We start from the raw sequence: 23404 nt of genomic DNA, 5'->3' as shown, positions 1-23404 counted from the left end.
AGGCACTCTTCGGACGCTGCTAGCGTGCCCCATTGATCGCGGGAACCGACGAAGGGCTGACGGGGAGCAGATCCTCGATGGCTCTTCGTCGGCCGCCGTAGACAACTCGCTTCCACGGTCCGGGACGGTGTGATGAGTTCTCGCAGTACGAATCTCCGTACCAAGGTCGTCGCCCTGTTGGTCTCGTTGGCCGCGCTGTGGGCCTTCGCAGCCTGGGTGACCCTACGCGATGGCCTCAACCTCCTCTGGGTCCAGACCCTGGACAGCAAGGTGTTCGACCCGAACGACCGGCTGTTGCTCGCCCTACAGCAGGAGCGCCGGCTCTCGGTCGCCTATCTCGGGCGGCCCAGCGAGCAGCAGCGGGCCCCGCTGGCCGCGGAGCGCCAGAAATCCGAGGAACTGGCGGCGGCGTTCCGCCGGTCGATCGAGAGCCAACAGGTCGAGCTCGCGGCGAGCACCGAACTCAAGCAACGCCTTGACGAGCTGACCCGCGGGCTGGACGGGCTGGCGCGAACCCGGGCGGCGATCAACACCCAGGACATCGACCGGGCATCCGCATCGGACGCCTACACCCGGGTCATCGACTCGATCTTCCGCGTCTTCGACTCCATGGCAAAGCTCGACGACCATGAGATCGCCAAGGACACGACCGCGCTCATCGAGCTGAATCGCGCACGAGAGCTGGTCTCCCAGGAGGACGCACTCGTCACCGGCATCATCGCGGCTGGGCGGATCACGGCCGCGGAGCACGCACAGTTCGCGCAGCTCGTCGGTGCGCAACGCTTCATCGCCAACGAAACCGCCCTGGAGCTGCCTGCCGTCGAGCGCGAGCGCTACGACCAGTTGGTCGACAGCCAGACATTCCTCCAGCTCCGGACCATGGAGGACCGGATCATCCAGTCGATCCGCCCCGGCTCCCGGGTCTCGATCGACATCGCGCAGTGGCGCGCAGGGGTGGAACCATCGCTGGCCGACATGCGCGAGATCGTCGTGACCGGTGGTGAACACATCGTCGATCGGGCCATGCCGATCGCGATCTGGGTGGTACTCCGGGTGGTACTCGCGGCCGGACTGGGACTGATCGCGGTCATCGCCTCGATCGTCGTCTCGGTGACCACGGCGCGCGCCCTGGTGGCCCAGTTGCAGCGGCTGCGCGACGCGGCCCACCGACTCGCCGACGAGCGGCTGCCCAACGTGGTCGACCGCCTGGGTCGGGGCGAGAACGTCGATGTGGCAACCGAGGCACCGCCCCTGGCCTTCGGCACGGACGAGATCGGCCAGGTGAGCCAGGCGTTCAACGCGGTCCAGGAGACCGCGATCCGTACCGCCGTCCAACAGGCCGAGCTGCGTCGCAGCGTTCGCGACGTCTTCCTCAGCCTCGCCCGGCGCACCCAGGCGCTCGTCCACCGACAGCTCACCCTGCTCGACGCGATGGAACGCCGGGAGACCGACGCCGAGGAGCTGGATGACCTGTTCCGGGTCGATCACCTGGCCACCCGGATGCGTCGCAACGCGGAGAACCTGATCGTGTTGTCCGGGGCCACGCCCGGCCGGGCGTGGCGGCGCAACGTGCCCATGATCGACGTGGTTCGCGGTGCGGTAGCCGAGGTGGAGGACTACACCCGCGTCTCAGTGCTGCCGCTCGGCTCGATCGGGTTAGCCGGTCGCGCCGTCGGTGACGTCATCCACCTGCTGGCCGAACTGATCGAGAACGCGTTGTCCTTCTCCCCACCGCACACGATGGTCGAGGTCCGGGGCCAGATGGTGGCCAACGGGTACGCGATCGAGATCGAGGACCGTGGCCTCGGGATGAGCGAGGAGGACCTCGCCGCCGCCAACGAGCAGATCGTCAGTCGCCAGGAGTTCAACCTGGCCAACGCCGCCCGGCTCGGACTGTTCGTGGTGAGTCGGCTGACCGAGCGACACGGGATCCACGCGCTGCTGAAGGAATCGTCGTACGGTGGGACTACCGCCGTGGTGCTCATTCCGTCGAATCTGGTCACCGGGGATCCGGACAGCATCGACGCCACCGACCCGGCCCTACCGTCAGGAACCGCGGACACCACCGCCCGCTCCAGCAGCGCTGCCACCAGCACCAACACCACCGACGAGCGGCCCACGGTACGGACCCCCGGTGCGAGCCTGGTGGTGAACCCATCGGGCCCGGCGCTGCCCACCCGGACCCGCACCACGGCGACCGGCGCGCCTGCGGCGGACGCTGCGGCAGCCCAGACAAAGACCACCGGGTCGGCTACGCAGACACCGTCCGGACTGCCGCTGCGGGTACGCCAGGCCAGTCTCGCCACCCCGCTGCGCCAACAATCCGAAACGGCACCGGAGGAAGCGGTGCCGGGTGTCGAGCCGCCCCGCCCGCCCGACCAGATCCGTCAGATGATGAGTTCCTATCAGTCGGGCACCCGTCGGGGTCGGTCGGAAGCGGCCCAACTACTCGACAAGGACGACGACGTCCCGGCAGTTCCGGATACGGGGGACGCTCCCGCTGCCGGGGACGGACCGGTCACCTGACCGACCTACAAGATCGGTTCCGCGACCTTCGCCCGGAAGAAAGAGGACAACGAGTGGTGCTGAAGACAGCTGCGAGCGACCTGACCTGGCTACTGGACGACCTGGTTGGCCGGGTCAAGCAGGCCGAGAACGCCATCGTCCTGTCGGTGGACGGGCTTCTCGTGGCCTCCTCGCAGGCAATGACACGCGACGACGCCGAGCACCTGGCCGCGATGGCGGCGGGCATCCAGAGCCTGGCCCGAGGTGCCGGTAAGCGGTTCGGTGGCGGTCCGGTGCAGCAGACCATCATCGAGATGAAGTCCTCGTTCCTGTTCGTCACCGCCGCCGGACACGGCGCCTGCCTGGCTGTGCTGGCCAACGAGGACGCCGATGTGGGGCTCATCGCCTACGAAATGGCCATGCTGGTCACCCGGGCCGGCAAGTTCCTCGGGTCGCCGGCCCGAACCGCCGACCAGCCGGCCGACGAGAAGTAACCGGGGCTGCCATGAGCGTCCCTGAGAAATCCACCGCAGACCAGTGGATCGACGATCATGCCGGTCCGGTCGTGCGTCCGTACGCGATGACCCGTGGCCGGACCAAGCCGGCCAGCGGAAGTTTCGACCTGATCTCATTGGTGGTGGCCACCCGGTCGACGCCGACGCACGAGGTCGGCCTGGGGCCGGAGCATCTCGCCATTGTCGGCCTCTGTCAGCGGGCGATGTCCGTCGCCGAGGTCGCGGCACACCTGAACCTGCCGTTGGGCACCGTCCGGGTCTTCCTCGGTGACCTGCTCGAACGGCACCTCGTCCAGGTACGCAACCCCCGGCCGACGGCCACACTTCCCGACGACAGCGTATTCGAGGCAGTAATCAATGGACTACGAGCACTCTGACGGGCGGGCCGGCGCTCCCGGCGTCCCCACCGCCATCAAGATCCTCATCGCCGGCGGCTTCGGTGTCGGCAAGACCACGATGGTCACCGCGCTCAGTGAGACCCAGCCCCTACGTACCGAGGAACTCCTCTCCGAGCAGGGAGTCGGTATCGACGACCTGTCCGGTGTGGAGAGTAAGAGCACCACCACGGTCGCCATGGACTTCGGCCGGATCAGCATCGGCGACGACCTGGTGCTCTATCTGTTCGGCACACCGGGACAGGACCGGTTCTGGTTCGTCTGGGACGAGTTGGCGCTTGGCGCACTGGGTGCGGTGGTCCTCGCCGACACCCGCCGGCTCGCCGACTGTTTCCCGTCGATCGACTACTTCGAACAGCATGGGACCCCGTTCATCGTCGCGGTCAACTGCTTCGACGGGGCTCGCGAGTACGGGCTCGACGAGGTCCGGCTCGCCCTCAACCTGGAACCGGAGGTGCCTGTGCTGCTCTGCGACGCCCGGGAGCGCCAGTCCAGCAAGGACGTCCTGATCACCCTCCTTGAGCACGCGATGAAGGTCCGGGCGCAGGTGCACCAGTCCGGGCAGGTGGCCGGCACCCACTAGTCTGTCGCGGGCGCGAGCACACGATCATTCCGCCCGGGCCATCCACCCACATCGCATCGTCGTCCGCGGATGGTGACGGGTCTCCCGCTCATCGCCGGTCACCTACACTTCCCGCATGTCCGGGTACGAACTGGGAATCGACTACGGTTCGACGAACACGGTCGCGGTGCTGCGTTGGCCGGACGGGCGTTGCCGGCCCCTGTTCTTCGACGGATCGCCCCTGCTGCCGTCGGCGGTGTTCCTACAGCCGGGCGGTGAGTTGATCCCGGGGCGGGACGCGCTGCACAGCGCCCGGCTGGACCCGGCGCGGTTCGAGCCGAATCCGAAGCGGTGTATCGATGACGGAACCCTGTTGTTGGGTGACCGGCAGGTGGCGATGGTCGACGTGGTCTCGACCACCCTGCGACGGGTAACCGAGGAGGCCACCCGCGCCTGCGGAACGCTTCCGACCACCACCGCCCTGACCTATCCGGCCAGTTGGGGCGCGGCCCGTCGCAATGTGCTGGTGGAGGCAGCAGTCGGTGCCGGACTCCCCACCCCGACGCTTGTCTCCGAGCCGGTCGCCGCAGCCGGCTACTTCACCGTCGTACTCGGCCACGCTGTCCGTCCCGGTCACCTGTTGGTCGTCTACGACCTGGGCGGCGGCACCCTGGACCTGGCGGTGGTACGGCGTACCGGCAACGGCTTCGAGGTGCGTGAAGTCGACGGGCTCACCGACTTCGGTGGATTGGACCTCGACGCACTGGTGGTCGCACGCGTCGCCGCTGCCATGCGGCCCGCTGACTCCGCCGCCTGGCAGCAGGTGACCGCCCCAGCCGATCCCGCCGGCCAGCGTCACTTCCGAACCCTGTGGGACGACGCCCGGACCGCCAAGGAGATGCTGTCGCGACAATCGACCGCCGGGCTGTACGTGCCACTCGTCGACCGCGAGGTGGCGGTGGGACGGGAGGAGTTCGAGGAGGCGGCCCGCCCGTACCTCGACCGGGCGGCGGTGTTGACGGCGCAGGTGATGCACCGGGCCGATGCCACTGCCGACAACCTGGCCGGTGTCTTCCTGGTGGGGGGCGCATCCCGGGTGCCGCTCGTCGCCACCACCCTGCACCGCGCCACCGGACTGGCGCCTACCGTGCTGGAACAACCCGAGATCGTGGTGGCTGAGGGTGCCCTGCACGCGATGCACCGACCATCGGCGGCGGCCCCACCCGCCGTGCTCCCGTCGATACGCGGGGCGATGCCCCTGGCCTCGCCGGTCATCGCCCCGCCACCGGTGGCTCCGCCGGCCGCGCCTACTACAGCGCGGCCAGTAGCTTCGCCCGCCACGCCTACCGCACCACCACCGAGGCCACCGCTGTCGGGCTCGCCAGCGCCCACCATGTCTCCAGCGCCCACCATGCCCCCGGTGCCGCTACCAGGGGCGGGATGGCCAGCCGGGCCGATCGGGGCAGGGTTTCTAGCCCGTCCGGTGTGGAGCATCTTCGCCGTGCTGGTCCTGCTGCTACCACTGTTGTGCGGTCTGCTCCACACCCTGCTCGGCGGGGTAGCGCTGCTCGGCTGCGCGGTGGCCAGCGCCTTTCTGCTCAGACGGGCGGTGGCGTGGCGACCAGGGCGGGCAGGGTTCGGGCTCGCCCGGCCCCGCCCCGGACCGAGTGCTCTCGGAACGATCCTGACCGCGCTCGGTGCCGCCATGTTGCCCATCGCCCTTTTCCTCGTGGCCATTACGGTGATCAGCGACGATCCCCGAGACAACCAGCTAGTCGCCGCGCTCGTCATCGCTGGTGTCGGTCTTCTGGTCGTCCTCGGCGGTCTCGCCCTGCTCTGGCGGGCGCTCTGCCCGTACCCACGCCTGGTGGTCGACGCCTTCGGCATCACGTACCAGCCCGACCGGCGAAGCCGCTACGAGCTGCCGTGGACGAGCCTCGCCCGGGTCGACGTGGTGCCGCCCGGGCCGAACTCGCCACCGGCGCTGGTCGCCGTACCGGCGGCCGCCTCGCAACTGACACAGGACCCGGCGTTCGCACAGCTGTGGCGTACCGACATCAACGCTCTGGTCATCGCCGACCTACCCCGGTTGACCCGGGATGTCGGCGGGGACATGCCGCGACTGCTGGCCGCACTCACCCACCACCGGGCCATGGGCACCGGCTACTCGACCTGATGTGACCGGCCGTAGCCTGCCTCGGTCCGCGTGAGGCGGTAGGGAGTCCGCCGCCCTGGCGACGGGGGTCAGCCGGCCATCCGCAGGGTGAAGTCGTGCACCGTGTCCCACCGCTGGCCGGTCACCACGTGCACCGCGCCGGTGCGCGGCTCGTACGTAACCGACCAGCGGGTGTGTGACTGCGCCACCGCCCGAAGGATCTCCATGGCACCTCGCCAGTCGACCGTCCCGCCAGCTCCGGTCAGGTGTGCCGCCATCGTGGCGTAACGACGGTCCCGCTGCCGAGCCGCCTCCGAGGCGTCAGCCAGCCGGATGTTGGTCAACACCTGCCACCGTGGACCACCTGGCAACACCCGCATCCGACCGTCGACGAACTCCACCACGGCGGACGCCCCGGACGCGTCGGCGATCAGGTAGTGCAGCGGCGGCCCATCGTCGAAGTCCAGGTTGTAGCGGCTGATAGCCGCTACCGCCTCGTCGACCGTCGCGGCCTGGTCGAGCACCAGTCGCAGGATCCGTACGCTGCCGACGGTGGGTTTGGCGGGATCCGAGGTGAGACTGCCGGAGTCGTCCGCCGCCAGTCCCACCACCAGGCCGCGCTCGTTCATCCCGTCGAACGGCAGCAGCGGCGCGTTGAGCAACCGTCGGTCTCCGGTCGGGTCCGCTCTGATTCCGAGGTAGGCCATGTCCACGATGGAGATCGAGGCGAAGCCGTCCGGCGGATCGGTGTGCAGAACCAGCCCGGGATTCGGGTCCCAGTCGAAGTTTCGCCCGTACAGTGGCCGAGCCGGATCGCCGGACGCCATGAAGAGCGAGCAGCCGAACGGGGACGGGGTTGGCGTCGCCGTCAGGTCGACCAGTGCGTCGTAGTCCCCGGTATAGGTCATCGCGTACAGCGGAAGGTCATCGACGCGGCGCAGGCTGGCCAGGGTCTGCTCGGCCTCGGCGGCGGACTGCCGGGAGGCCGACACGACGGTCTCGGGCCCGACGTCGCGCTGGTCCACCACCGGGGTTCCGGAACACGCCGCCACGACCACGGTCAGGCTCAGGGCGATCGTCGCACGGATGGACCGGAAACCGGCGGTGCGCCTCGATCCGATCGTCGTAACGCTCATGTCGTCGAGTGTGCCGAAGAATCCGGCGGACCGGGACCCGCGTTTCGGTTCAGTCCACCTCCACCCAGTCGAGGGTGCGCTGGACCGCCTTCTTCCACTTGGTGTAGCCGTCGGCGCGGCGCTCCGGCGACCAGGTCGGCTGCCAACGCTCCTGCTCGTTCCAGTTCTGCCGGAGCTCGTCGGTGGACTTCCAGAAGCCGACCGCGAGACCGGCGGCGTACGCGGCCCCCAGCGCCGTGGTCTCGGCCACCACCGGGCGGCTCACCGGCACGCCGAGGATATCGGCCTGCAACTGCATGCAGAGCCGGTTGGCGGTCACCCCACCGTCGACCTTGAGCACGTCCAGGGTGACCCCGGAGTCCGCCGCCATCGCCTCGGTGACGTCCCGGGTCTGGTAGCAGATCGACTCCAGGGTGGCGCGGGCCAGGTGGGCGTTGGTGTTGTAGCGGGAGAGCCCGACGATCGCGCCCCGGGCGTCGGAACGCCAGTAGGGGGCGAACAGCCCGGAGAAGGCCGGTACGAAGTAGACCCCACCGTTGTCCTCGACCTGGGCGGCCAGCGCCTCGCTCTGGGCCGCACCGCTGATGATGCCGAGCTGGTCCCGTAGCCACTGTACGGCCGAGCCGGTGACCGCGATGGAGCCTTCGAGAGCGTACACGGCGGGTTGGTCACCGAACTGGTAGCAGACGGTGGTGAGCAGCCCGGACCGGGACCGGACGATGTCGGTGCCGGTGTTGAGCAGCATGAAGTTGCCGGTGCCGTAGGTGTTCTTCGCCTCGCCCGGGGCGAAGCAGACCTGGCCGACGGTGGCGGCCTGCTGGTCGCCGAGGATGGCGGTGAGCGGCACCGACCCACCGAGCGGGCCGGCGGACAGGGTCTCGCCGTAGCCGGTGGCGTCGGACGACGGGCGGATCTGCGGCAGCATCGTCCGGGGAATACCGAAGAAGGAGAGCAGTTCGTCGTCCCAGTCGAGGGTTTCCAGGTCCATCAGCATGGTGCGGCTGGCGTTGGTGACGTCGGTGACGTGCGCGCCGCCGTCGACTCCGCCGGTGAGGTTCCACATCAGCCAACTGTCGGTGTTACCGAAGATGGCGTCCCCGCGTTCGGCCGCCGCCCGTGCCCCGTCGACGTTATCCAGGATCCACTGGATCTTGCCGCCGGAGAAGTACGTCGCGGGCGGTAGCCCGGCCTTGCGCCGGATCACGTCGCCGCGCCCGTCCCGGTCCAACATGGCGGCGATCTGATCGGTCCGGGTGTCCTGCCAGACAATGGCGTTGTAGTAGGGCCGCCCGGTGCGACGGTCCCAGACCACCGTGGTTTCCCGCTGGTTGGTGATCCCCAGGGCGGTCAGGTCGCTGGCGTCCAGGCCGTGCCGGTTCATCGCGGTACGGATGACCGACGAGGTCCGTTCCCAGATCTCCACCGGGTTGTGCTCGACCCAGCCAGCCCGGGGCAGGATCTGCTCGTGTTCGAGTTGGTGGCGGCCGACCTCCGCACCGCCGTGGTCGAAGATCATGAAGCGGGTGCTCGTGGTGCCCTGGTCCACCGCACCAACGAAGTCGGCCATCGGGATCTCCTCTTCTCGACTGGGAACGACGTCAGGCCTTGACCGGTTCGGTCTCGGCCGGGGTAGGTAGGCGGCCCGGTTCGAGTGGCCCGTCGGTAGGCAGGAACCTGCCGACGAGCAACTGGTAGAGCGCGGCGCCGATCAGGCCACCGACCAGCGGACCGACGATGGGCACCCAGAAATAGAGATCACCATACTGGTCGAGGAAGGCCGTTTCGTACCCGGTGAGGAAGGACGCCAGTCGGGGGCCGAAGTCCCGGGCGGGGTTGATCGCGTAGCCGGCGTTGGTGCCCCAGGCCATGCCGATCCCCACCACGAGCAGGCCGATGACCACCGGGGTGAGGTTGGCCGCCGGGGGCGAGTTACGCAGGTCGGTGAGGGCCAGGATAACGAAGAGCAGGATGGCGGTGCCGATGACCTGGTCACGCAGGCCGCCCCACTGGCCGACCGGCAGCTCGCCGTTGCCGGGCAGGGTGGAGAAGACGCCCTGGGTCTTGATGGTGTGTCCCGGGTCCACCCGGGCCAGCACCTCGCTGTAGTTCCACCGGACCAGCAGCGCGGCGATGAAGGCACCGAGGGTCTGGGCGAGACTGTACGGCAGCACCTTGCGCCACGAGAATCCCTTGAAGACGGCGAGCGCCAGGGTGACCGCCGGATTGAGGTGTGCCCCGCTGATCCGAGCGGCGACGTAGACCCCGAGCGTGACTCCCAGCCCCCACGCCCAGGCGATGCTGTCGTGGTCACCGATGCCGGCGGCGGCCACCTGGGCGACCACTCCGACCCCGAAGAGGATGAGGATCATGGTGCCAGCGAACTCGGCGGCCAGTTCGCCGAGGAGGCCCGGGAGTTTCATGCGTTGCGTCATGTTTCCTCCTGGTGCTCGTACTACGCCAGGTAAACCCCTAATGCCATGCGAGTTACGTTTCGGGGCAACGGTAGAGAAGAAGACATCGACAGTCAACGACTTGTCGCCGCGCCAGCCGCCCTCGGTCCCCTCCGGACGAACAGCTCGGGGCGTGTTAGCTGGCGGAGGAGGTGGCATGTGGATGCCGACCGGCAGTCGTTCGAGGCGTACGTGCGGGCGCGCACTGCGGCCCTGTCCCGGATCGCCTATCTGCTGACCAACGATCACCATCTCGCCGAGGACCTGGTGCAGCAGACATTCCTCCGGGTGGCGAGCCGGTGGAGACGGATTGTGGAGGCAGGCGACCCCGACCCGTACGTCCGCCGGGTGCTCTACCACCAACACGTGTCGTGGTGGCGACGAGCCAGCCGGCGACCCGAAGCTCCGCTCTCCGGCACCGACCGACCGGTGCCCGACGATGCCGACCAGGTCACCGTGACGCTCTCGGTACAGCAGGCCCTGGCCAAGCTTGGTCCACGACAGCGGGCGGCCCTGATCCTGCGTTACTTCGAGGACTTCACGGAGGTGTTGCACCACATCGCCGATCAGGCCAGACCGGCGCGGATATCCCCGGACACCTGGCCCCGGGCGCGGCGCCGTCGGCGAATCACCACTGTGCTCGCGGTCGTGGCCGTGACGGCGGTGGTCGGTGCGCTGACCGGCACGCCGCTCGCGCTGGATCGGACCACCCAGGACGATCTTCGCCCGGCCCGACCCGCCGAGCCTGTGGTGCCGTCCACCGTCTTTCCGCCACTGACCGGTGAGGACACCATCGTCGAGAATCCACCCGGTCCGGCCGCCATCCTGGTCAGCGGTGACGAGGAGATGCGCGGCAGTGACATCTGGGGTTGGGAGGGACGCAGTCTCGTCATCGGTCGCGACGGCGGCTACCGACTGGTCCGTACGGTGAGTGAGACCACCGCCGGAATGGCCGGCGGCCTGCTGCTATCCCCAGACGGACGACATTTGGCGAGCGGTCCGGGGTTGGAAGGGGCGACGGACGGCAGCGGCCGGACCGCGGTCTTCAACCTGACCACCGGGGAAGGTGACCGAGTACGACGGCGACACGCCGATCGCCTGGTCCCCGGACGGCAGATCGTTGCTGATCCTCCCGGCGCCCTCCCTCATGCCCGACCTCGAGGTGCGGCAACTACAGCTCCGATTGCTCGACCTGGCCACCGGGACAGTGCGGGAGTTGCCCAAGATCCGCGGCACTTACCGGCCCGGGAACTTCGTAGCGTTCTCCCCGGACGGCGCACAGGTTGCGGTGTCGACCCAGGACGCCATCCACATCGTCGACCTGAACCAGGCAACAGTCCGCAAACTCGCCCCCCTCTCGCCCGCGGACCGGCTGGCCGGACCGGGGGCCTGGCTTCCGGACGGGACCGGAATCGCCATCTACACAGCGGACACCTGTGAGGATGGAACGACGTGCGACGGTTCGGACCTCCGACGGCGGTCGTGGCGGATCGGGTACCTGAACGTACAGACGGGTGCCCCGGCTGTCGGGCCGACGTTGCCCCCTGCCCGGGGCTTGGCCGCCCGGCTGCTCGGCTGGCAGGACGACGGCGACGCGGTGGTCGCCGTCTACCAGCCGGAGAAGGGGATTACGAAGCGCCCGGACGACCAGTACTGGGTCGAGACCGACTGGTGGACCGTGGGCGGGGTCGAGCTACTGGAGCTCCGGTCGGACGGCCGCCAACACCGGTTGGTCGACCTGCCGGGAAACGTGCTCTTCGTCGACGTGCCGGCCCAGTTGTTGGACGGCTTCGGCGCACCGTCGGCATCGTCGCCGGAAGGCATGCTGCGGCGACTGCTCGCGGTGGCCTGGCCCCTCGGACAGTTCGTCCTGCTGGCGCTGGTGGTGATGCTGCTGCTGGGAAGCTGGCAACACTACCGCCGACGATCTGCCCGAAGAGAAAGCTATCGGGGTCCGGGACAACCTGCCTGATCCGCTACCCGTCGGGGCGGCTGGTACCGCCCGACGGCCAGTGGGTCAGCCGCTGCGGCGGTTGCCCCACTGGCGTGGCCCCTGGACCGCTCCCCGGCCACCACTGAGCTGCTTGCCCTTGCCGGTGGTCTGCGCCTGGGCACCACCCTTGCCCCGGGCCCGTCGGGCAGCCCGGTTCTGGAACTCGGCGGCTGCTTCGACGTCGTCGGACTCGCCTACGGGAAGGTCTTCTGTGTTGTCTGGAACGCCGGGGTCCGACATCGGGTTCTCCTGCACTCGGGGACGCCAGAAGGAGGGTTGGCACCAGGGAGATGCCCTGCACCAACGCCACGGAAGATCATGCCACGGCGGACCGGACCGGAGTGGGTCGGGCAGGAAACCCGCGCGCCCGACTCCGGCCGGTCTCGCGCCGTCAGTCCCGACGGGCGGCGTCGATGAGCTGTCGGGCCACGGCGGTGGCCGCATCCGGCCGACCGTGCTGCCGGGCGTTGTCGGCCAGCCACTGCCGCTGCCGGGGATCCTTCAACAGCGCGATCACCTCGTCGCGTAGCCGGTCGGCAGTGGCGTCCGGTCCGGCCAGCATCCGGGCTGCCCCGGCGTCGGCGAGGTGCCGGGCGGTACGCCGCTGCTCGTCGCCGCCGGTCGGGATCAGCGGGATGAAGATGCACGCCTTGCCCAGGGCGGTCAGTTCCGCCACCGTACCGGCACCGCTACGGGCGACGACGATGTCGGCGGCGGCGAGTACGTCGGGCAACTCGCCGTGCACGTAGTCGACGACGCGATAGCGGTTGCGGAGGTAGTCGGGAAGGCCGGCGGCGACCTCCCGCATCTGCGCGAACGAGTAGTCCCCGCACTGGTGCAGCACCTGGCAGCCGGGCAGGATGTCCGGCAGGATGGCGGCCACCAGCTTGTTGACCTGGAGGGCACCCTGGGCGCCGCCGGTGACGAAGACCAACGGCAGGTCCGGGTCGAGTCCGTACGCCGCCAGTGCCGCCGCCCGGTTACCGGCCAGCACCTCGGGACGGACGGGGTTACCGGTGACCACCGCACGGCGCTTCGCCCGGGCCGGCAGATGCTCCACCGACGACTCGTGGCTGAGCAGGATCCGCGTAGCCAGCCGGGCCAGGATCCGGTTGGCCAGGCCGAGGGTGAGGATCTGTTCGTGCATGACCAGGGGGCGACGGGTCAGCCAGGCCGCGACTCCGATCGGGACGCAGACGTAGCCGCCGGTGGAGAAGACCACGGCTGGCTTGGTACGAATCACGGTCATGATGGCCTGCACGACCCCGAGCGGAATGCGGAACATGTCCGCGAGGTTGCGGCCCAACTCTCGCAGGTTCGGTGAGCGGCGCAACTTGCCCGTGGTGATCGCCTTGAACGGCACGTTCTCCTGCCGAGCGATCTTGGCCTCCAGCCCGTGGGAGACGCCGACCCAGAGCAGCTCAGGCTCCGTACCGGCCTCGGCGAGCCGGGCCCGGAGCGTACGGATGGTGGTCAGCGCCGGGTACGTGTGACCGCCGGTCCCTCCGCCGGTCACGATGACCCGGATTCGGTGGAGACCCTCTGCGCTATAGATAGTCATGTCTTCCCTGTCAGGTCGCTCACGGAAACTTTGCACCCTGGCCGGCCGAGTCTAGTGGCGGCCGGATGCGTCGTCGGTTTCGCCATGACACGTCACCGGTGACCGGTTTGCCGTAGGCCGCCCTGGCTGCCCCGATCCACCGGCCGCTCAGCCTCGTCGTCGCCGCCACGAAGGCGCGGAATCGGCCCTTACTCGGAGCACTGGCGCGTTTCGCCCCCACCGCTGGCGGGTACGCGCTGGTACGCCGTGCCGCCCGACCGCACCAACGTGACGTGGGGGAAGGAGTCACCATGGCTGGTATACCGATTCGCAGTTCCGCGTTCAATGACCACGATCTGATGCCGCAGCGGTTCTCCCAGGACGGGGGAAACATCTCCCCGCCCCTGGAATGGGGCAACGTGCCCGAGTCGGCAAACGAGCTCGTCCTTCTCGTGGAGGACCGTGACGCCGGCCGGGTCCCGTTTCTGCACTGGCTGGTCACCGGTATCGACCCGCGTTCCACCGGAATGGCCGAGGGCCAACTACCGCCCGGCGGGCAGGAATGGATCAACGGCTTCGGTGGCACCGGCTGGGGCGGCCCGCACCCACCCGTCAATGACGACCCACATCGATATTTCTTCCGCCTCTACGCGGTGGACCAACCGCTGGCCCTACCAGCCGCACCGCAGGTCTCCGACATCCACGACGCAATCGCAGGTCACGACCTGAACAGCGGCAATATGGTGGGGACCTTCGCCCGCTGAGCCCGGTCACGAACAGGGCAAACCCCGGCGGCCGACAATATTTCCAAGCCTTCTCATCGGCGTTGGCACACACCCACCCGGCCGTCCGGGTCCCGGCCCCCACCACTCGATCGTCCCGGCCCCACCGCTCGATCGACGAAGACGATCAGAGAAGGAGCGGTGTGGGGCCGGATCCCGCTGCGTCGATCGGGCAGGCTCTGCACCGCCCCCGGCCCGCCTGCACCGCCGCCCGGCCCGCCTGCACCGCCGGCCGCCTGCCCCCCGGCGTCGTCGCCGCCTCCTTCGGTCGACCGGCCCGACGTCAACCTGGTCGACATCTCGACGATCAAGACGGGCCCGGCCGCGCCGCCGGCCGGGTCACCGACGACAACTCGGCGCACCGCTCGCGGACGATCTCACCTGTTCGCCCCGGGTCGCATCCCGTACCGCCCGAGGGAAGCCGGAGGCCCGAGAGGTTCTCATAGCCGGCTGCGGATCAGTCAAACCATTCGACAAACAGCTTCCCGCCCCGGCCACGTCGCATCACGTTACGTCTGCGACGGCTTATATTCCGTCCAGCGGCTTCCGGTGAATCCACCAGGCGTCACCGATCCGGGGTGAGCATGAAGAGCCCGACAAGCCCGGTTAGCGACCATAGCCGCACGACCCAAAGGCGTGTCGGGTAACGACTCGGACGGGTTCTGGTAAAAGAACGTGCCACGGCGACGAGCCGAACCGGGGTGACTGGCCGAACGGCTTGCAGAATTCCACCCTGATGCGTCAAACTCGACCCACGATACTGATGTTCACAAGGAGTGACCGGCTATGGCAAAGAAAGTAATCACTGTTCTGACAGATGACCTCGACGGCGGCGAAGCCGACCGCACCGTGGAGTTCGGCCTCGACGGCGTGAGCTACACCATTGATCTGTCGGAAAAGAATGCGGGCAAACTCCGCAAGGCGTTGGACCCGTACCTCGCCGCTGGCACCCGCATTGGCCGGGGCGGGATCGAGACCCGACGCGCTGGTCGTCGATCCGGTGCCGCAGCGCCGACCCGGACCAACCGCGACCAGAACAAGGCCATCCGGGAATGGGCCATCAAGAACGGCTACGACGTTTCCGAACGTGGCCGTATCCCCGCCTCGGTCGTAAAGGCCTACAACGAGCGCTGATCCGCACGCCTTCCCTCCCCGCATCGGCCGTGTAGCTGAGCTACCCCCGCTGACCGTTCCCGGTCTGGCGGGGGTCGTCTGTGTCTACGGCCACTACGGCACGAGGATTCCATACCACTACGTCAGCCCGGGTAGTCCGTCCACTGCGGATCACGGCCGCTACCGCATCGAGCGGTCCTGAGCACCGGGAAGCCGGCCCAGCGCCCACTTCTGCGCCCCTTCCAGCGGCCCCTGACCGAACCGGCGCAGCCACAGCTGAGCCAGACCGACCAGCACGACCCCGATCACCACCCAGAGCGCCAGCACCCACCACGGTCGGGCCCCGTCCAGGGTGCTGGCCAACCCGAGCCCCCAGCCGTAGCAGACCACGACGCAGAGCAGGTTCTGCAACACGTAACCGGAGAGCGCGGTACGACCGAGCGAAGCCAGCCCGGTGATGACCGGACCGGTCGCCCGGGCCCGGTCGACGATCCAGCCGACCAGCCCCAGGTAGCCGAGCGCCACCATCGGCGCGAGGACGTACCGGTCCAGCAGGAACAACTCGGGTCCGACCAGAGTGCTGGCCAGGTTGACCGGCAGGCCGACACCCAGGCCGAGCCAGAGCAGCCGACGCCGCAGAGCCTGCCCCCGCTCGTCGGCACCGAAGGCACCGGCGCGGAACAGGTGCACCCCGAGTAGAAAGAGGAAGAGCAGCAGCGCGAAGGTGATGATCGGCTCAAGGCGGAGCTCCAGCATGTTGTCGATCCGGAAGGCCACCTGGTCGAGGTAACTTCCCGAGGCGAACAACGTGGGGTCGCCGACCGGAGCCGGATCGGACGGGGACTCCGGCGCAGGCGCCGCCGCGATGGCGACCGTGAGCAACGTCATCAGGACGACATGGAGCGAGCCGACAACGTACATCGAGATCTTCTGCACCTGGACGGACCGGGTCAGCAACACGGCGACCAGGATCGCGGTGACCGCGTACCCCATCAGCACGTCGTAGGCGAAGACCAGCAGGAAGTGCAGGCTGCCCTCGACGAAGAGAAACACCGGCCGCCACAGGTAGCTTCGCAGCCAGGATCGGCCACGAGCCTGGGCGGAGCGGTACTGGATGGCCAGACCCACGCCGAAGAGAATGGTCAACAGAGCGAGGAACTTGCCGTTGGCCAGGAACCGGAAGGCACCCTCGACCAACGCGCCAGGCAGGTCTTCGGAGAGCCCCACAGTGGCCGAGACACTGGTCGCGTCATCGAGCGACCGCTCTTCCCCGGCAGGATCAGTGAAGATCCAGATATTGGTGCCGAGAGTGCCGAGGATGGCCACTCCGCGTAACACGTCGAGCAGGGCCAGCCGACCGGTACGTTGGCCGCCCGCCCGTTGGTCCACCGCAATCGCCACCGCAGCCGTTCCCATCGTCTCCCCCATCCGCTCCACCCGACTGCTTCAGCGTCGCAGCGGCACCCGCGCCCACCGTCCTACCGCATGGGGAAACCGGCGTACATCTTCCGATGGACCGGAGGTCATCGGGCTCGGCGTGGTCTACGCGCTGTACGACAGCCGGGCCGGCGGTACCGGGCAGCGGCCATCGTCGACGGGGTGACGGCACTGTCCACCCAGGTGCATGCGTTACGTCAATTGGGCAGGTGGCAAGACCCGCGCGGGGTCAACCTGCTCGACGGCGGGGCACCGTTCTACGACACGTACGAGTGCGCGGACGGTCGACACATCGCAGTCGGGGCGCTCGAACCCCGGCTCTACGCGGAGTTGGTTCGCCGGACCGGGTTCGAGCCAGCCACCGGAGGGCGAGGGCCGGGACCGTGCCGATCCGGCGCAATGGCCGGCTGCCCGGGAGCACCGGGCCCGGCTGTTCCGTAGCCGGACCCGCGACGATGGTCCCAGGTGCTGGAAAACACACCACGCGTGCGTGGCTCCGGTGCTCGACTGGGCGGAGGCACCGCGCCATCCGCACCTGGCCGCCTGGGGAGGCACCGCGCCATCCGCACCTGGCCGCCTGGGGAGGCACCGCGCCATCCGCACCTGGCCGCTCGGCAGGTGGTCGATGGTCAGCCGCCGGTGCGGCGAGGGCGCGGTGGCCTGACCTGACGGGATTCGGTGCGACGACTCAGGCGGGGCGGGAGATGCTGCCGGGCAGCAACGACGGCGAGACCAACTCCTGGTAGTCGTCCGGCAGCTTGGCCATCACCTCGTCGAACTCGCCACCGGTGACCGCCTCTCGCAGGGTGGTGAAGACGGCCCCCGCTCCGGTGCGCGCCAGCACCTCGTCGATACCGGCACCTCTACCGACCCGCCGGACGAACGCGTCCACACCGAACCGCGCCGCGGTTCCGCCGCGTTTACGTAGCGTCGCCTGCAACGGTTTGGGCAGTTGGGCGGCGAGATCCACCACCTCCGCACCGGACAACCGGTCCTCCAACGTCTCCAGCGTGGCCCGGGTCAGATCGACCGCCTGTGGTGAGGAGACCTGGGCACGCCGCGCCACCAGGTCGATGAAGGTGTCGTAGTTCATGCCGCCCCCACTCCGTCGCGTATCACCGCCCGTCCGGCGGATCCACGTATCACCACCCGTCCGGTCGAACCCGCGGCGTACCCCGGGTCGGCGGTGACAAACAGCGGCATTGCGTCCAGCCGACCACGCGTGACCGGATGTGGGCCGGGTAAGCGGCCGGACAGAGCGACTACGACCGCCGAGGAGCACGATCATGGCGACCAACGCCGAGGTGCTGCGGTACCTCACGTCGATGGACTTCCCCGCCGACAAGCAGGACATCATCCGCGAGGCTGAGCGGGCTGGCGCCCCGCCGGACGTCCTGAAGGCGTTGCGGGCGATGCCACCTGTCGACTACCACAACACCAACGAGGTCGTACGCTCGGCGCGGACCGACCCCGCGCCGGAGGTCACGCCGGCGGATCTGGCGGCCCGCGCCCGGAACCGCAAACAACAGCAGGTCGCCCGACACCTGCGCGGGACCTGACCGGAGCATCTGACGGCTTGTGGTGCGACCAGGGACGAGAAGGAAGAAGCCACGTCGCGATCCGACCCCACCGTCGGTCCAGTTGGCTGCGATGGCACTCGCCGGGATGCTGGCTGGTGGGTTGTTCGGCGGGCTCCACTCGGCGAGGCTCGCGCCGCTCGTCGGGTGGGACGTCGCCGCGCTGGTCTATCTGGTCTGGGCGTGGACGGCGATCTGGCCCCTGGATTCGCGCAGCACCGCCCGACTCGCGGTACGCGAGGAGCCAATCCTCGCCCTACGGGACACGCTGCTGCTGGTCGCCTGCGTCGCCAGCCTGCTCGCGGTCGGGTTCGCCCTCGCCGGCGCCCAGTCCCTGCACGGCTCCCCCCAGCAGTTCCAGGTCGGTCTGGGGGTGGTGAGTGTCCTGCTCTCCTGGACGATCGTGCACACGGTCTTCACCGCCCGCTACGCCCGGCTCTACTACACCGGTTCCGATGGCGGCATCAACTTCAACGCCCACGTCCCGCCCCGCTACTCCGACTTCGCCTACGTGGCCTTCACCGTGGGCATGACGTTCCAGGTCTCCGACACCAACCTCACCAGCAACGAGATGCGCACCACGGCGATGCGCCACGCACTGTTGTCGTACCTGTTCGGTGCCGTGATCATCGCGGCCACCATCAACCTGATCGCCGGCCTGGTCCGGTAGGGCGCAGCCCAAGCCCACCGATCAGAGCAGCCTGGTCCCGATCAGAGCAGCAGACAGACACCGGACGAGGTGCCTGGGTCCGGGCCTGACCCGGCCCAGGTCACCACGTCCGACGTAACCCCGGTGGCCTCGGCGCGTCCGAACCGGTCACGCACCCACCGGGCGACGGTGCCCGCCCGAACCGGGCAGGCAGCAGCGCCGGACCAATCATATGATCCAGCATCAGCCGTACGGTGGATTGTGCGGGAATTGTGGGTTATCCCACCCGCGCTGCCGCGATCAGGCCCGGGTCAGTGAACGGAAATCGTCGTAGCTGTCCTCCAAGTCGACCCGGGCCAGCGCCCCTACCAACCAGGCCAGCTTCTCCGACTCAGCGGAGCCAGCCACCGCCACGAGATCGGCGGCGGAACGGGCCAGGTCGAGCCGCCGGGCAGCGGCCAACGCGTGCCGGTCGACCACCGGCGCCGCCTCCCGCCACACCGCCTGGACATCTCGGAAGAAGAGATCAACAACCTGCTCGTCCACCCCGGCGAGTTCCCTGAGTAACCGCCGCTCCCGCTCCCGGTCGTACCCGGCCGCCGCCCGTATCCGGCGCAGATCGCCCCGGTATCGCTCGACCACGCCGGCGGCGAGATCACCGAGTACGTCTGCCAGCTCGTCGGCGTTCCGAGGGAAGCCACTCGCCCGTAACACCTGGGCCCGGGTCCCCGGCAGCGACCGGGCCAGTCGAGCCGGGCTGTCCCAGCCCTGGTCCCGCAGCGCCAACGCGGTCGTGACCGCCCGGCGGAAGTCGCTGGTCCGGCGCAACAGGATGGACAGGTAGAGCACCTGGAAGAGACTCGCCGGATTGTTGGTCACCCGGAAGCCGTACGCCTCGGCGAACCCCCGGCCGCTGCCGACCAGACGTCGGGCCAGTCGCTTTCGCTCCGCGAGGTTGGTCGTGACCGTGCCTGTCATGCCGGGCGACTACCCACAACGGGCCCGGTCACGCCCGTCCGATCGGGCTCATCCCCCGGCGGCGGGCCCTGGACCTCCGGCGAACGCCGTCAGCCGAGGATGTGCCCGTGCCTGTCCCGCGCCTTGAGCCGGACGGCAGGCATCGCCGGTGCGGGCAGCGGCGGATCGTCGTCCCCGACGACGGGGCCGAACCGGCGGCCCGACATCCAGTCCGCACGCGCCTCGACGATCTCCTCATGGGAACGCCCGACGAAGTTCCACCACATCACCAGCGACTCGTCGAACGGCTCGCCCCCGAGCAGCACCAGGCGGGTCGCCGACGCGGTGCCTTGGATCGAGATCTCCCGACGGCCCGGGGCCAGATAGAGCAACGACCCGGGCCTGACCGGCACCCGATCGACCTCGACCGAACCCGACACCACCAGCAGGCCGTGCTCGAATCCGCGGTCCACGGGCAGCCGGGCGGTCCCGCCGGCCGGCAGGTCGAACTGCACCGCGAGCAGCGGAGTGTGCCCCACTGCCGGCGACCGCACCCCGTCGAACTCGCCGACCAGGACGGTCGCCGTCAGATCGGTCGCGGTGAACACCGGAAGGCCCGCGTGGTGGGCGAAGCTGGGCGGCCCATTCCGGGTCGCGTCCGGTAACGCCACCCACAGTTGCAGGCCGTGCATCAGCGGTGGGTGCTCCGGCGGGGACTGCTCGGAGTGGGTTATTCCGTGTCCGGAGGTCATCACGTTGAGCTGTCCCGGCCGGATGGGCTGGTAACTGCCGAGACTGTCCCGATGCAGGATCTCCCCGTCCAGCAGCCAGGTGACGGTCTGCAGTCCGGTGTGCGGGTGCGGCGGCACCTGCATCCCCGGTCGACCGGTGACGTCGTCGGGGCCGAAGTGATCGACAAAACACCAGGCACCGACCATCCGGCGCTGTCGTTGCGGCAGTAGCCGCCGCACGGTGGTGTACCGCCCCAGCGGCACGTCGTGGCCGGCCAGCAGGACACTCGTGGCCTCGGGTGCGGGTGCACCGGCGGGTCGAGTCTGCCCTGGTGTCGGCTGTCCACCGTTCATCGCCCGACTCTACTTCGCGACGCCGGGCGGCTGTCGGGTCGCATCCCGCCCCCGACAGCCGCCCGGCTCTCTGTGTCGTGCCCGATCGTGCGGGCGGTGGGGTCACTGTCGGGCGACCACCCGGCTACGCCGGCGCCAGGCGAACGTCAGCATCAGCAGGAACGCGCCGACCGCCACCAGACCGACACCGATCCCTACCGATGTCCCGACGTCGGTACCGGTGACCGGAAGCTGCGGTTGGGGCTTCAGCACGGTCAGATGCGCCGTCGCGCTGCGATTGGAGTAGCGGCCGGTCGCGACGAGGGTGTAGTTGCCGGTTTCGTGCGGCTTGAACTTGAGCTTGAATCGACCCTGGCTGTCGGTAGTGGCCTCCAACGGGTCGTCCTGGGGTGGTGTATCGGGATCGGTCGGCTGCCGGAGCGGCTCGTACGCGACCGGGACCATCGCCACGGTCCCGCCGTCGTCCCGCTGGGTCGACCGCCCGTCCAGCACACCGGCTCCGTAGAGCGGCGATCGGGAGACCACGATGTCCACGACCTCGTTCCGGCCGAAGTGGAGGCCGACGATGGTCGTGGTGCGGCCCAGGTTGATCGTGGCCGGATTGACGGTCAGGCTCGGTGGCTGCGGTGGATACGACGGCTGTGGCGGGTACGGCTGGGCCGCCCCCGCCACAGTGGGCGTACCGGCCACGACCAGGCCGGCCACGAGCGCGGTGATGATGCGGGATAGCCGCATGCTGGGTCCTTTCTACTGGCTACACGATGGCGCGGAGCTGATGTGGGTGGTCCATGGCGTCGCTCCCGGGGTCAGCCAGAGTTCGGCGGCACCGGTGCGGGTAACTGCGCTGAACAGGCCTACCTCCAGGACCCGGGTCTGGCCGGGCCGGAGATCCACGCTCACCACACCGACCTGGCGGCCCCGCTCCCGACCACTGCCGAGCAGCGCCTGCACGCCATCCAGGCGGGCATCGTGCAGCAGGCCACCGGCGGGGCTGAAGACGTAGACCAGGGTCCGGACGGTGTACGGATCGCCGGCCATGCCCAGGCCCAGCACTGACTTGCTGAGGCCGGACCGGGGCACGGTCGAGGAGAGCGTGAGTCGCAGGTGGAGTTCGCGTCGGCCGTCCGGCCGGCAGTTCCCGACCGTCAACCGGGCGTCGCGGGCCAGGTAGTAGCCCAGTTTGGCGCCGCTGCCGTCGTTGAGGAACACCCCGACCGTGGGCACCTTCTCCTGCTCGGGCAGCACCCCGGCCAACCGGGTGTCGAGGAGGTGCCGCTGCTCATCCGGCCGGGCACTCCAGAACAGGATCCGCCGTTCGGTGATCGCCCGATCCAGTGCCGCCAGTAGGGCCCGTGGATCGACGGGGCGTTTGATCATCGCGTCGAAGACGGCCATCGCCGAGGCGGCGAAGTAGTCGTCCTGCGCTTTGAAACCCAGTTTCTGGTACGTGTCCGACAGCAGGGTGCGCACCGCCGTGTCCGCCACCAGGGTCGCGTGCCCCGGGACCCGTACCGGGCCGATGGCCTGGAGCAGGTAGGAGAGCACCACGGGATCGGTGGCCAGCACCCCGTCTACGGTGACGCCGGTCCGGCGACGGTACATCTCGCGGTAGAGGACGGCTGCGGTCGGGAAGTGCGGGGTCAGATTGACGTCAGCGGGAAAGACCCCGAGCAGATCCGTGTAGAGGGTCTGCATGTCCGGGTCGAGCGGCAGCACCGGTCGGTCGAAGTACCTCAACTCGCTGGCGGCACCCTGGGTGACCAGTTCCACTCGCCCCCGGTCAGCCCGAATCACCGCGTACGCGCCGAGCATGCCGCCGGTGGCGCGCAGTTCGGCCGGGTTCTGCGAGGCGAGCAGGTAGGTGCGTGCCCCATCGGCACCGAGCAGGGGTGGCAGCAGCACAGCGGCACGACGCGCCGTGGCGGTCAGTACGGCGAGTCGGTCCAGTTCGCCACGTAGCTGCCGTACCGCGGTCGCCACCGAGGACCAGAGGGCGGTGCTGGGTACGGCGTCGAAGCGCTGCCGGATCTCCCGCATCGCGGTGTCCGCGGCGGTGAGGGTGGGCTCGGCGGAGCGCAGCGCGGCCACGTCGAAGCCACCCGATCGCGGCAGCACGGCGGCGAGGTCCAGCCGCAGGATCGAGGGAAAGACCCGTCGGCTGAGGTCGTCGACGGCCACCGCGATGCCGTGGACCGCTGCCAGGTTGTCCCCCGCGTACGGCAGATGGGTGCTCAACCACCAGCCGGGGTCCGTGGTGGCGGCCCGCGCCTCACGGGCCTGCCGTTGCAACGCGGCCAGGGTGTGGCGGGCCTGCGTGACGTCTCCGTCGAGAAGCTGCCGGCCGAGTTCACGAGCGAGATCGGCGGCGGTGGTGAGGTGGTGTCGGGCCTGCCAGCCCTGGTGGCCGACCCAACTGGCACCGGCCGACAGCGAGAGGATCACCACGAGGGTGCCGAGCAGAGCCCGGCGTAGCCGGGGCTGGATCCGACGTCGGGTCTTCGAGCGACTCTGCCCGGTCCCATCAGTCACCCCGGCACCATCACTTCCAGAATC

At 69.1% G+C, this 23404-nt stretch carries 22 protein-coding genes and 1 pseudogene; 12 read left to right on the top strand and 11 right to left on the bottom strand.

Annotated elements, in window-relative coordinates; translation table 11 throughout:
- The first annotated feature begins 132 nt into the window (after nucleotides 1-132).
- From FHR38_RS28610 to FHR38_RS28590, 5 genes are all read left to right on the top strand, one after another.
- Nucleotides 133-2526 (top strand): sensor histidine kinase, encoded by a 2394-nt coding sequence (locus FHR38_RS28610; protein ID WP_184538026.1) that lies wholly within the window; start codon nucleotides 133-135, stop codon nucleotides 2524-2526.
- Between the two features lie 53 nt (nucleotides 2527-2579).
- A complete protein-coding gene (locus FHR38_RS28605) occupies nucleotides 2580-2999 on the top strand; it encodes a roadblock/LC7 domain-containing protein (RefSeq protein ID WP_184538024.1) in 420 nt (139 codons plus the stop codon).
- An 11-nt stretch (nucleotides 3000-3010) separates the two neighbouring features.
- Nucleotides 3011-3397: a DUF742 domain-containing protein gene (locus FHR38_RS28600; RefSeq protein WP_184538022.1), complete on the top strand. Its 387-nt coding sequence runs from the start codon at nucleotides 3011-3013 to the stop codon at nucleotides 3395-3397.
- A complete protein-coding gene (locus FHR38_RS28595; RefSeq protein WP_184538020.1) occupies nucleotides 3378-3998 on the top strand; it encodes a GTP-binding protein in 621 nt (206 codons plus the stop codon). The genes FHR38_RS28600 and FHR38_RS28595 overlap by 20 nt, the downstream gene beginning before the upstream one ends.
- 115 nt (nucleotides 3999-4113) lie before the next feature.
- Complete coding sequence (locus FHR38_RS28590; RefSeq protein WP_184538018.1) at nucleotides 4114-6153, top strand: Hsp70 family protein; 2040 nt, start codon at nucleotides 4114-4116, stop codon at nucleotides 6151-6153.
- A 68-nt stretch (nucleotides 6154-6221) separates the two neighbouring features.
- Here FHR38_RS28590 and FHR38_RS28585 read toward each other — a convergent pair whose 3' ends face one another.
- From FHR38_RS28585 to FHR38_RS28575, 3 genes are read right to left on the bottom strand one after another with little or no spacing between them, the layout of a single operon-like run.
- Complete coding sequence (locus tag FHR38_RS28585; protein ID WP_184538016.1) at nucleotides 6222-7268, bottom strand: linear amide C-N hydrolase; 1047 nt, start codon at nucleotides 7266-7268, stop codon at nucleotides 6222-6224.
- Between the two features lie 49 nt (nucleotides 7269-7317).
- Nucleotides 7318-8835: a glycerol kinase GlpK gene (gene glpK, locus FHR38_RS28580; RefSeq protein ID WP_184538014.1), complete on the bottom strand. Its 1518-nt coding sequence runs from the start codon at nucleotides 8833-8835 to the stop codon at nucleotides 7318-7320.
- A 31-nt stretch (nucleotides 8836-8866) separates the two neighbouring features.
- Nucleotides 8867-9700: an MIP/aquaporin family protein gene (locus tag FHR38_RS28575; protein WP_184538012.1), complete on the bottom strand. Its 834-nt coding sequence runs from the start codon at nucleotides 9698-9700 to the stop codon at nucleotides 8867-8869.
- Between the two features lie 177 nt (nucleotides 9701-9877).
- Between FHR38_RS28575 and FHR38_RS31710 the strand changes: the two genes are divergently transcribed.
- Together FHR38_RS31710 and FHR38_RS28565 are read left to right on the top strand one after the other, a co-directional pair.
- Nucleotides 9878-11158 (top strand): SigE family RNA polymerase sigma factor, encoded by a 1281-nt coding sequence (locus FHR38_RS31710; protein WP_312882463.1) that lies wholly within the window; start codon nucleotides 9878-9880, stop codon nucleotides 11156-11158.
- A gap of 97 nt (nucleotides 11159-11255) precedes the next feature.
- Nucleotides 11256-11690 (top strand): hypothetical protein, encoded by a 435-nt coding sequence (locus tag FHR38_RS28565; protein ID WP_184538009.1) that lies wholly within the window; start codon nucleotides 11256-11258, stop codon nucleotides 11688-11690.
- Nucleotides 11691-11735: 45 nt separating this feature from the next.
- Here FHR38_RS28565 and FHR38_RS28560 read toward each other — a convergent pair whose 3' ends face one another.
- Both FHR38_RS28560 and FHR38_RS28555 read right to left on the bottom strand, forming a co-directional pair.
- The gene (locus tag FHR38_RS28560) at nucleotides 11736-11951 is read right to left on the bottom strand and encodes a hypothetical protein (protein ID WP_184538007.1); all 216 of its coding nucleotides are present in this window, start codon (nucleotides 11949-11951) and stop codon (nucleotides 11736-11738) included.
- Nucleotides 11952-12102: 151 nt separating this feature from the next.
- Entirely contained in the window at nucleotides 12103-13272 is a 1170-nt protein-coding gene (locus FHR38_RS28555) for a UDP-N-acetylglucosamine--N-acetylmuramyl-(pentapeptide) pyrophosphoryl-undecaprenol N-acetylglucosamine transferase (protein ID WP_184538005.1), read from the bottom strand.
- A gap of 290 nt (nucleotides 13273-13562) precedes the next feature.
- Here FHR38_RS28555 and FHR38_RS28550 point away from each other — a divergent pair, with 290 nt between their 5' ends.
- Both FHR38_RS28550 and FHR38_RS28545 read left to right on the top strand, forming a co-directional pair.
- Entirely contained in the window at nucleotides 13563-14015 is a 453-nt protein-coding gene (locus FHR38_RS28550; protein ID WP_184538003.1) for a YbhB/YbcL family Raf kinase inhibitor-like protein, read from the top strand.
- 804 nt (nucleotides 14016-14819) lie between these two features.
- Nucleotides 14820-15167: a histone-like nucleoid-structuring protein Lsr2 gene (locus tag FHR38_RS28545; RefSeq protein WP_184538001.1), complete on the top strand. Its 348-nt coding sequence runs from the start codon at nucleotides 14820-14822 to the stop codon at nucleotides 15165-15167.
- Nucleotides 15168-15326: 159 nt separating this feature from the next.
- Here the strand turns inward: FHR38_RS28545 and FHR38_RS28540 are convergent, their stop codons facing one another.
- On the bottom strand, nucleotides 15327-16574 hold the full coding sequence (locus tag FHR38_RS28540) for a DUF418 domain-containing protein (protein WP_246446782.1): 1248 nt from the start codon (nucleotides 16572-16574) through the stop codon (nucleotides 15327-15329).
- Between the two features lie 85 nt (nucleotides 16575-16659).
- Between FHR38_RS28540 and FHR38_RS28535 the strand changes: the two are divergent.
- Nucleotides 16660-17127, top strand: a pseudogene (locus tag FHR38_RS28535) (CoA transferase); the annotation flags it as partial.
- A 144-nt stretch (nucleotides 17128-17271) separates the two neighbouring features.
- On the opposite strand, the gene FHR38_RS28530 reads toward FHR38_RS28535, so the two are convergent.
- Nucleotides 17272-17676 carry a DUF2267 domain-containing protein gene (locus tag FHR38_RS28530; protein ID WP_184537997.1) on the bottom strand — a complete coding sequence of 135 codons (405 nt, stop codon included), beginning with the start codon at nucleotides 17674-17676 and terminating at the stop codon, nucleotides 17272-17274.
- Between the two features lie 193 nt (nucleotides 17677-17869).
- Here FHR38_RS28530 and FHR38_RS28525 point away from each other — a divergent pair, with 193 nt between their 5' ends.
- Both FHR38_RS28525 and FHR38_RS28520 read left to right on the top strand, forming a co-directional pair.
- Nucleotides 17870-18142: a DUF2795 domain-containing protein gene (locus FHR38_RS28525; RefSeq protein ID WP_184537995.1), complete on the top strand. Its 273-nt coding sequence runs from the start codon at nucleotides 17870-17872 to the stop codon at nucleotides 18140-18142.
- A gap of 91 nt (nucleotides 18143-18233) precedes the next feature.
- The gene (locus FHR38_RS28520) at nucleotides 18234-18830 is read left to right on the top strand and encodes a DUF1345 domain-containing protein (RefSeq protein ID WP_221449226.1); all 597 of its coding nucleotides are present in this window, start codon (nucleotides 18234-18236) and stop codon (nucleotides 18828-18830) included.
- A gap of 279 nt (nucleotides 18831-19109) precedes the next feature.
- On the opposite strand, the gene FHR38_RS28515 is transcribed toward FHR38_RS28520, so the two are convergent.
- The 4 genes from FHR38_RS28515 to FHR38_RS28500 form a co-directional block, all read right to left on the bottom strand.
- Nucleotides 19110-19787 (bottom strand): hypothetical protein, encoded by a 678-nt coding sequence (locus FHR38_RS28515; protein WP_184537993.1) that lies wholly within the window; start codon nucleotides 19785-19787, stop codon nucleotides 19110-19112.
- A gap of 89 nt (nucleotides 19788-19876) precedes the next feature.
- Nucleotides 19877-20851 carry a pirin family protein gene (locus FHR38_RS28510; protein ID WP_184537991.1) on the bottom strand — a complete coding sequence of 325 codons (975 nt, stop codon included), beginning with the start codon at nucleotides 20849-20851 and terminating at the stop codon, nucleotides 19877-19879.
- A 102-nt stretch (nucleotides 20852-20953) separates the two neighbouring features.
- The gene (locus FHR38_RS28505; protein WP_184537989.1) at nucleotides 20954-21586 is read right to left on the bottom strand and encodes a hypothetical protein; all 633 of its coding nucleotides are present in this window, start codon (nucleotides 21584-21586) and stop codon (nucleotides 20954-20956) included.
- A gap of 12 nt (nucleotides 21587-21598) precedes the next feature.
- Entirely contained in the window at nucleotides 21599-23380 is a 1782-nt protein-coding gene (locus FHR38_RS28500; RefSeq protein ID WP_184537987.1) for a DUF4012 domain-containing protein, read from the bottom strand.
- Nucleotides 23381-23404: the final 24 nt, after the last annotated feature.

Origin of the sequence: Micromonospora polyrhachis (assembly GCF_014203835.1) — a bacterium.
GTDB classification, from domain to species: Bacteria; Actinomycetota; Actinomycetes; order Mycobacteriales; family Micromonosporaceae; genus Micromonospora_H; species Micromonospora_H polyrhachis.
Note: the sequence above shows the minus strand (reverse complement) of the source record. Positions and strands in the feature narration are given on the sequence as shown.

Coding starts and splice junctions, on each gene's coding strand:
- FHR38_RS28545 (WP_184538001.1), top strand. CDS start 14,820: ATGGCAAAGAAAGTAATCACTGTTCTGACAGATGACCTCGACGGCGGC.
- FHR38_RS28530 (WP_184537997.1), bottom strand. CDS start 17,676: ATGAACTACGACACCTTCATCGACCTGGTGGCGCGGCGTGCCCAGGTC.
- glpK (WP_184538014.1), bottom strand. CDS start 8,835: ATGGCCGACTTCGTTGGTGCGGTGGACCAGGGCACCACGAGCACCCGC.
- FHR38_RS28520 (WP_221449226.1), top strand. CDS start 18,234: ATGGCACTCGCCGGGATGCTGGCTGGTGGGTTGTTCGGCGGGCTCCAC.
- FHR38_RS28600 (WP_184538022.1), top strand. CDS start 3,011: ATGAGCGTCCCTGAGAAATCCACCGCAGACCAGTGGATCGACGATCAT.
- FHR38_RS28505 (WP_184537989.1), bottom strand. CDS start 21,586: ATGCGGCTATCCCGCATCATCACCGCGCTCGTGGCCGGCCTGGTCGTG.
- FHR38_RS28560 (WP_184538007.1), bottom strand. CDS start 11,951: ATGTCGGACCCCGGCGTTCCAGACAACACAGAAGACCTTCCCGTAGGC.
- FHR38_RS28550 (WP_184538003.1), top strand. CDS start 13,563: ATGGCTGGTATACCGATTCGCAGTTCCGCGTTCAATGACCACGATCTG.
- FHR38_RS28575 (WP_184538012.1), bottom strand. CDS start 9,700: ATGACGCAACGCATGAAACTCCCGGGCCTCCTCGGCGAACTGGCCGCC.
- FHR38_RS28515 (WP_184537993.1), bottom strand. CDS start 19,787: ATGACAGGCACGGTCACGACCAACCTCGCGGAGCGAAAGCGACTGGCC.
- FHR38_RS28590 (WP_184538018.1), top strand. CDS start 4,114: ATGTCCGGGTACGAACTGGGAATCGACTACGGTTCGACGAACACGGTC.
- FHR38_RS28525 (WP_184537995.1), top strand. CDS start 17,870: ATGGCGACCAACGCCGAGGTGCTGCGGTACCTCACGTCGATGGACTTC.
- FHR38_RS28510 (WP_184537991.1), bottom strand. CDS start 20,851: ATGAACGGTGGACAGCCGACACCAGGGCAGACTCGACCCGCCGGTGCA.
- FHR38_RS28610 (WP_184538026.1), top strand. CDS start 133: ATGAGTTCTCGCAGTACGAATCTCCGTACCAAGGTCGTCGCCCTGTTG.
- FHR38_RS28595 (WP_184538020.1), top strand. CDS start 3,378: ATGGACTACGAGCACTCTGACGGGCGGGCCGGCGCTCCCGGCGTCCCC.
- FHR38_RS28555 (WP_184538005.1), bottom strand. CDS start 13,272: ATGACTATCTATAGCGCAGAGGGTCTCCACCGAATCCGGGTCATCGTG.
- FHR38_RS28585 (WP_184538016.1), bottom strand. CDS start 7,268: ATGAGCGTTACGACGATCGGATCGAGGCGCACCGCCGGTTTCCGGTCC.
- FHR38_RS28540 (WP_246446782.1), bottom strand. CDS start 16,574: ATGGGGGAGACGATGGGAACGGCTGCGGTGGCGATTGCGGTGGACCAA.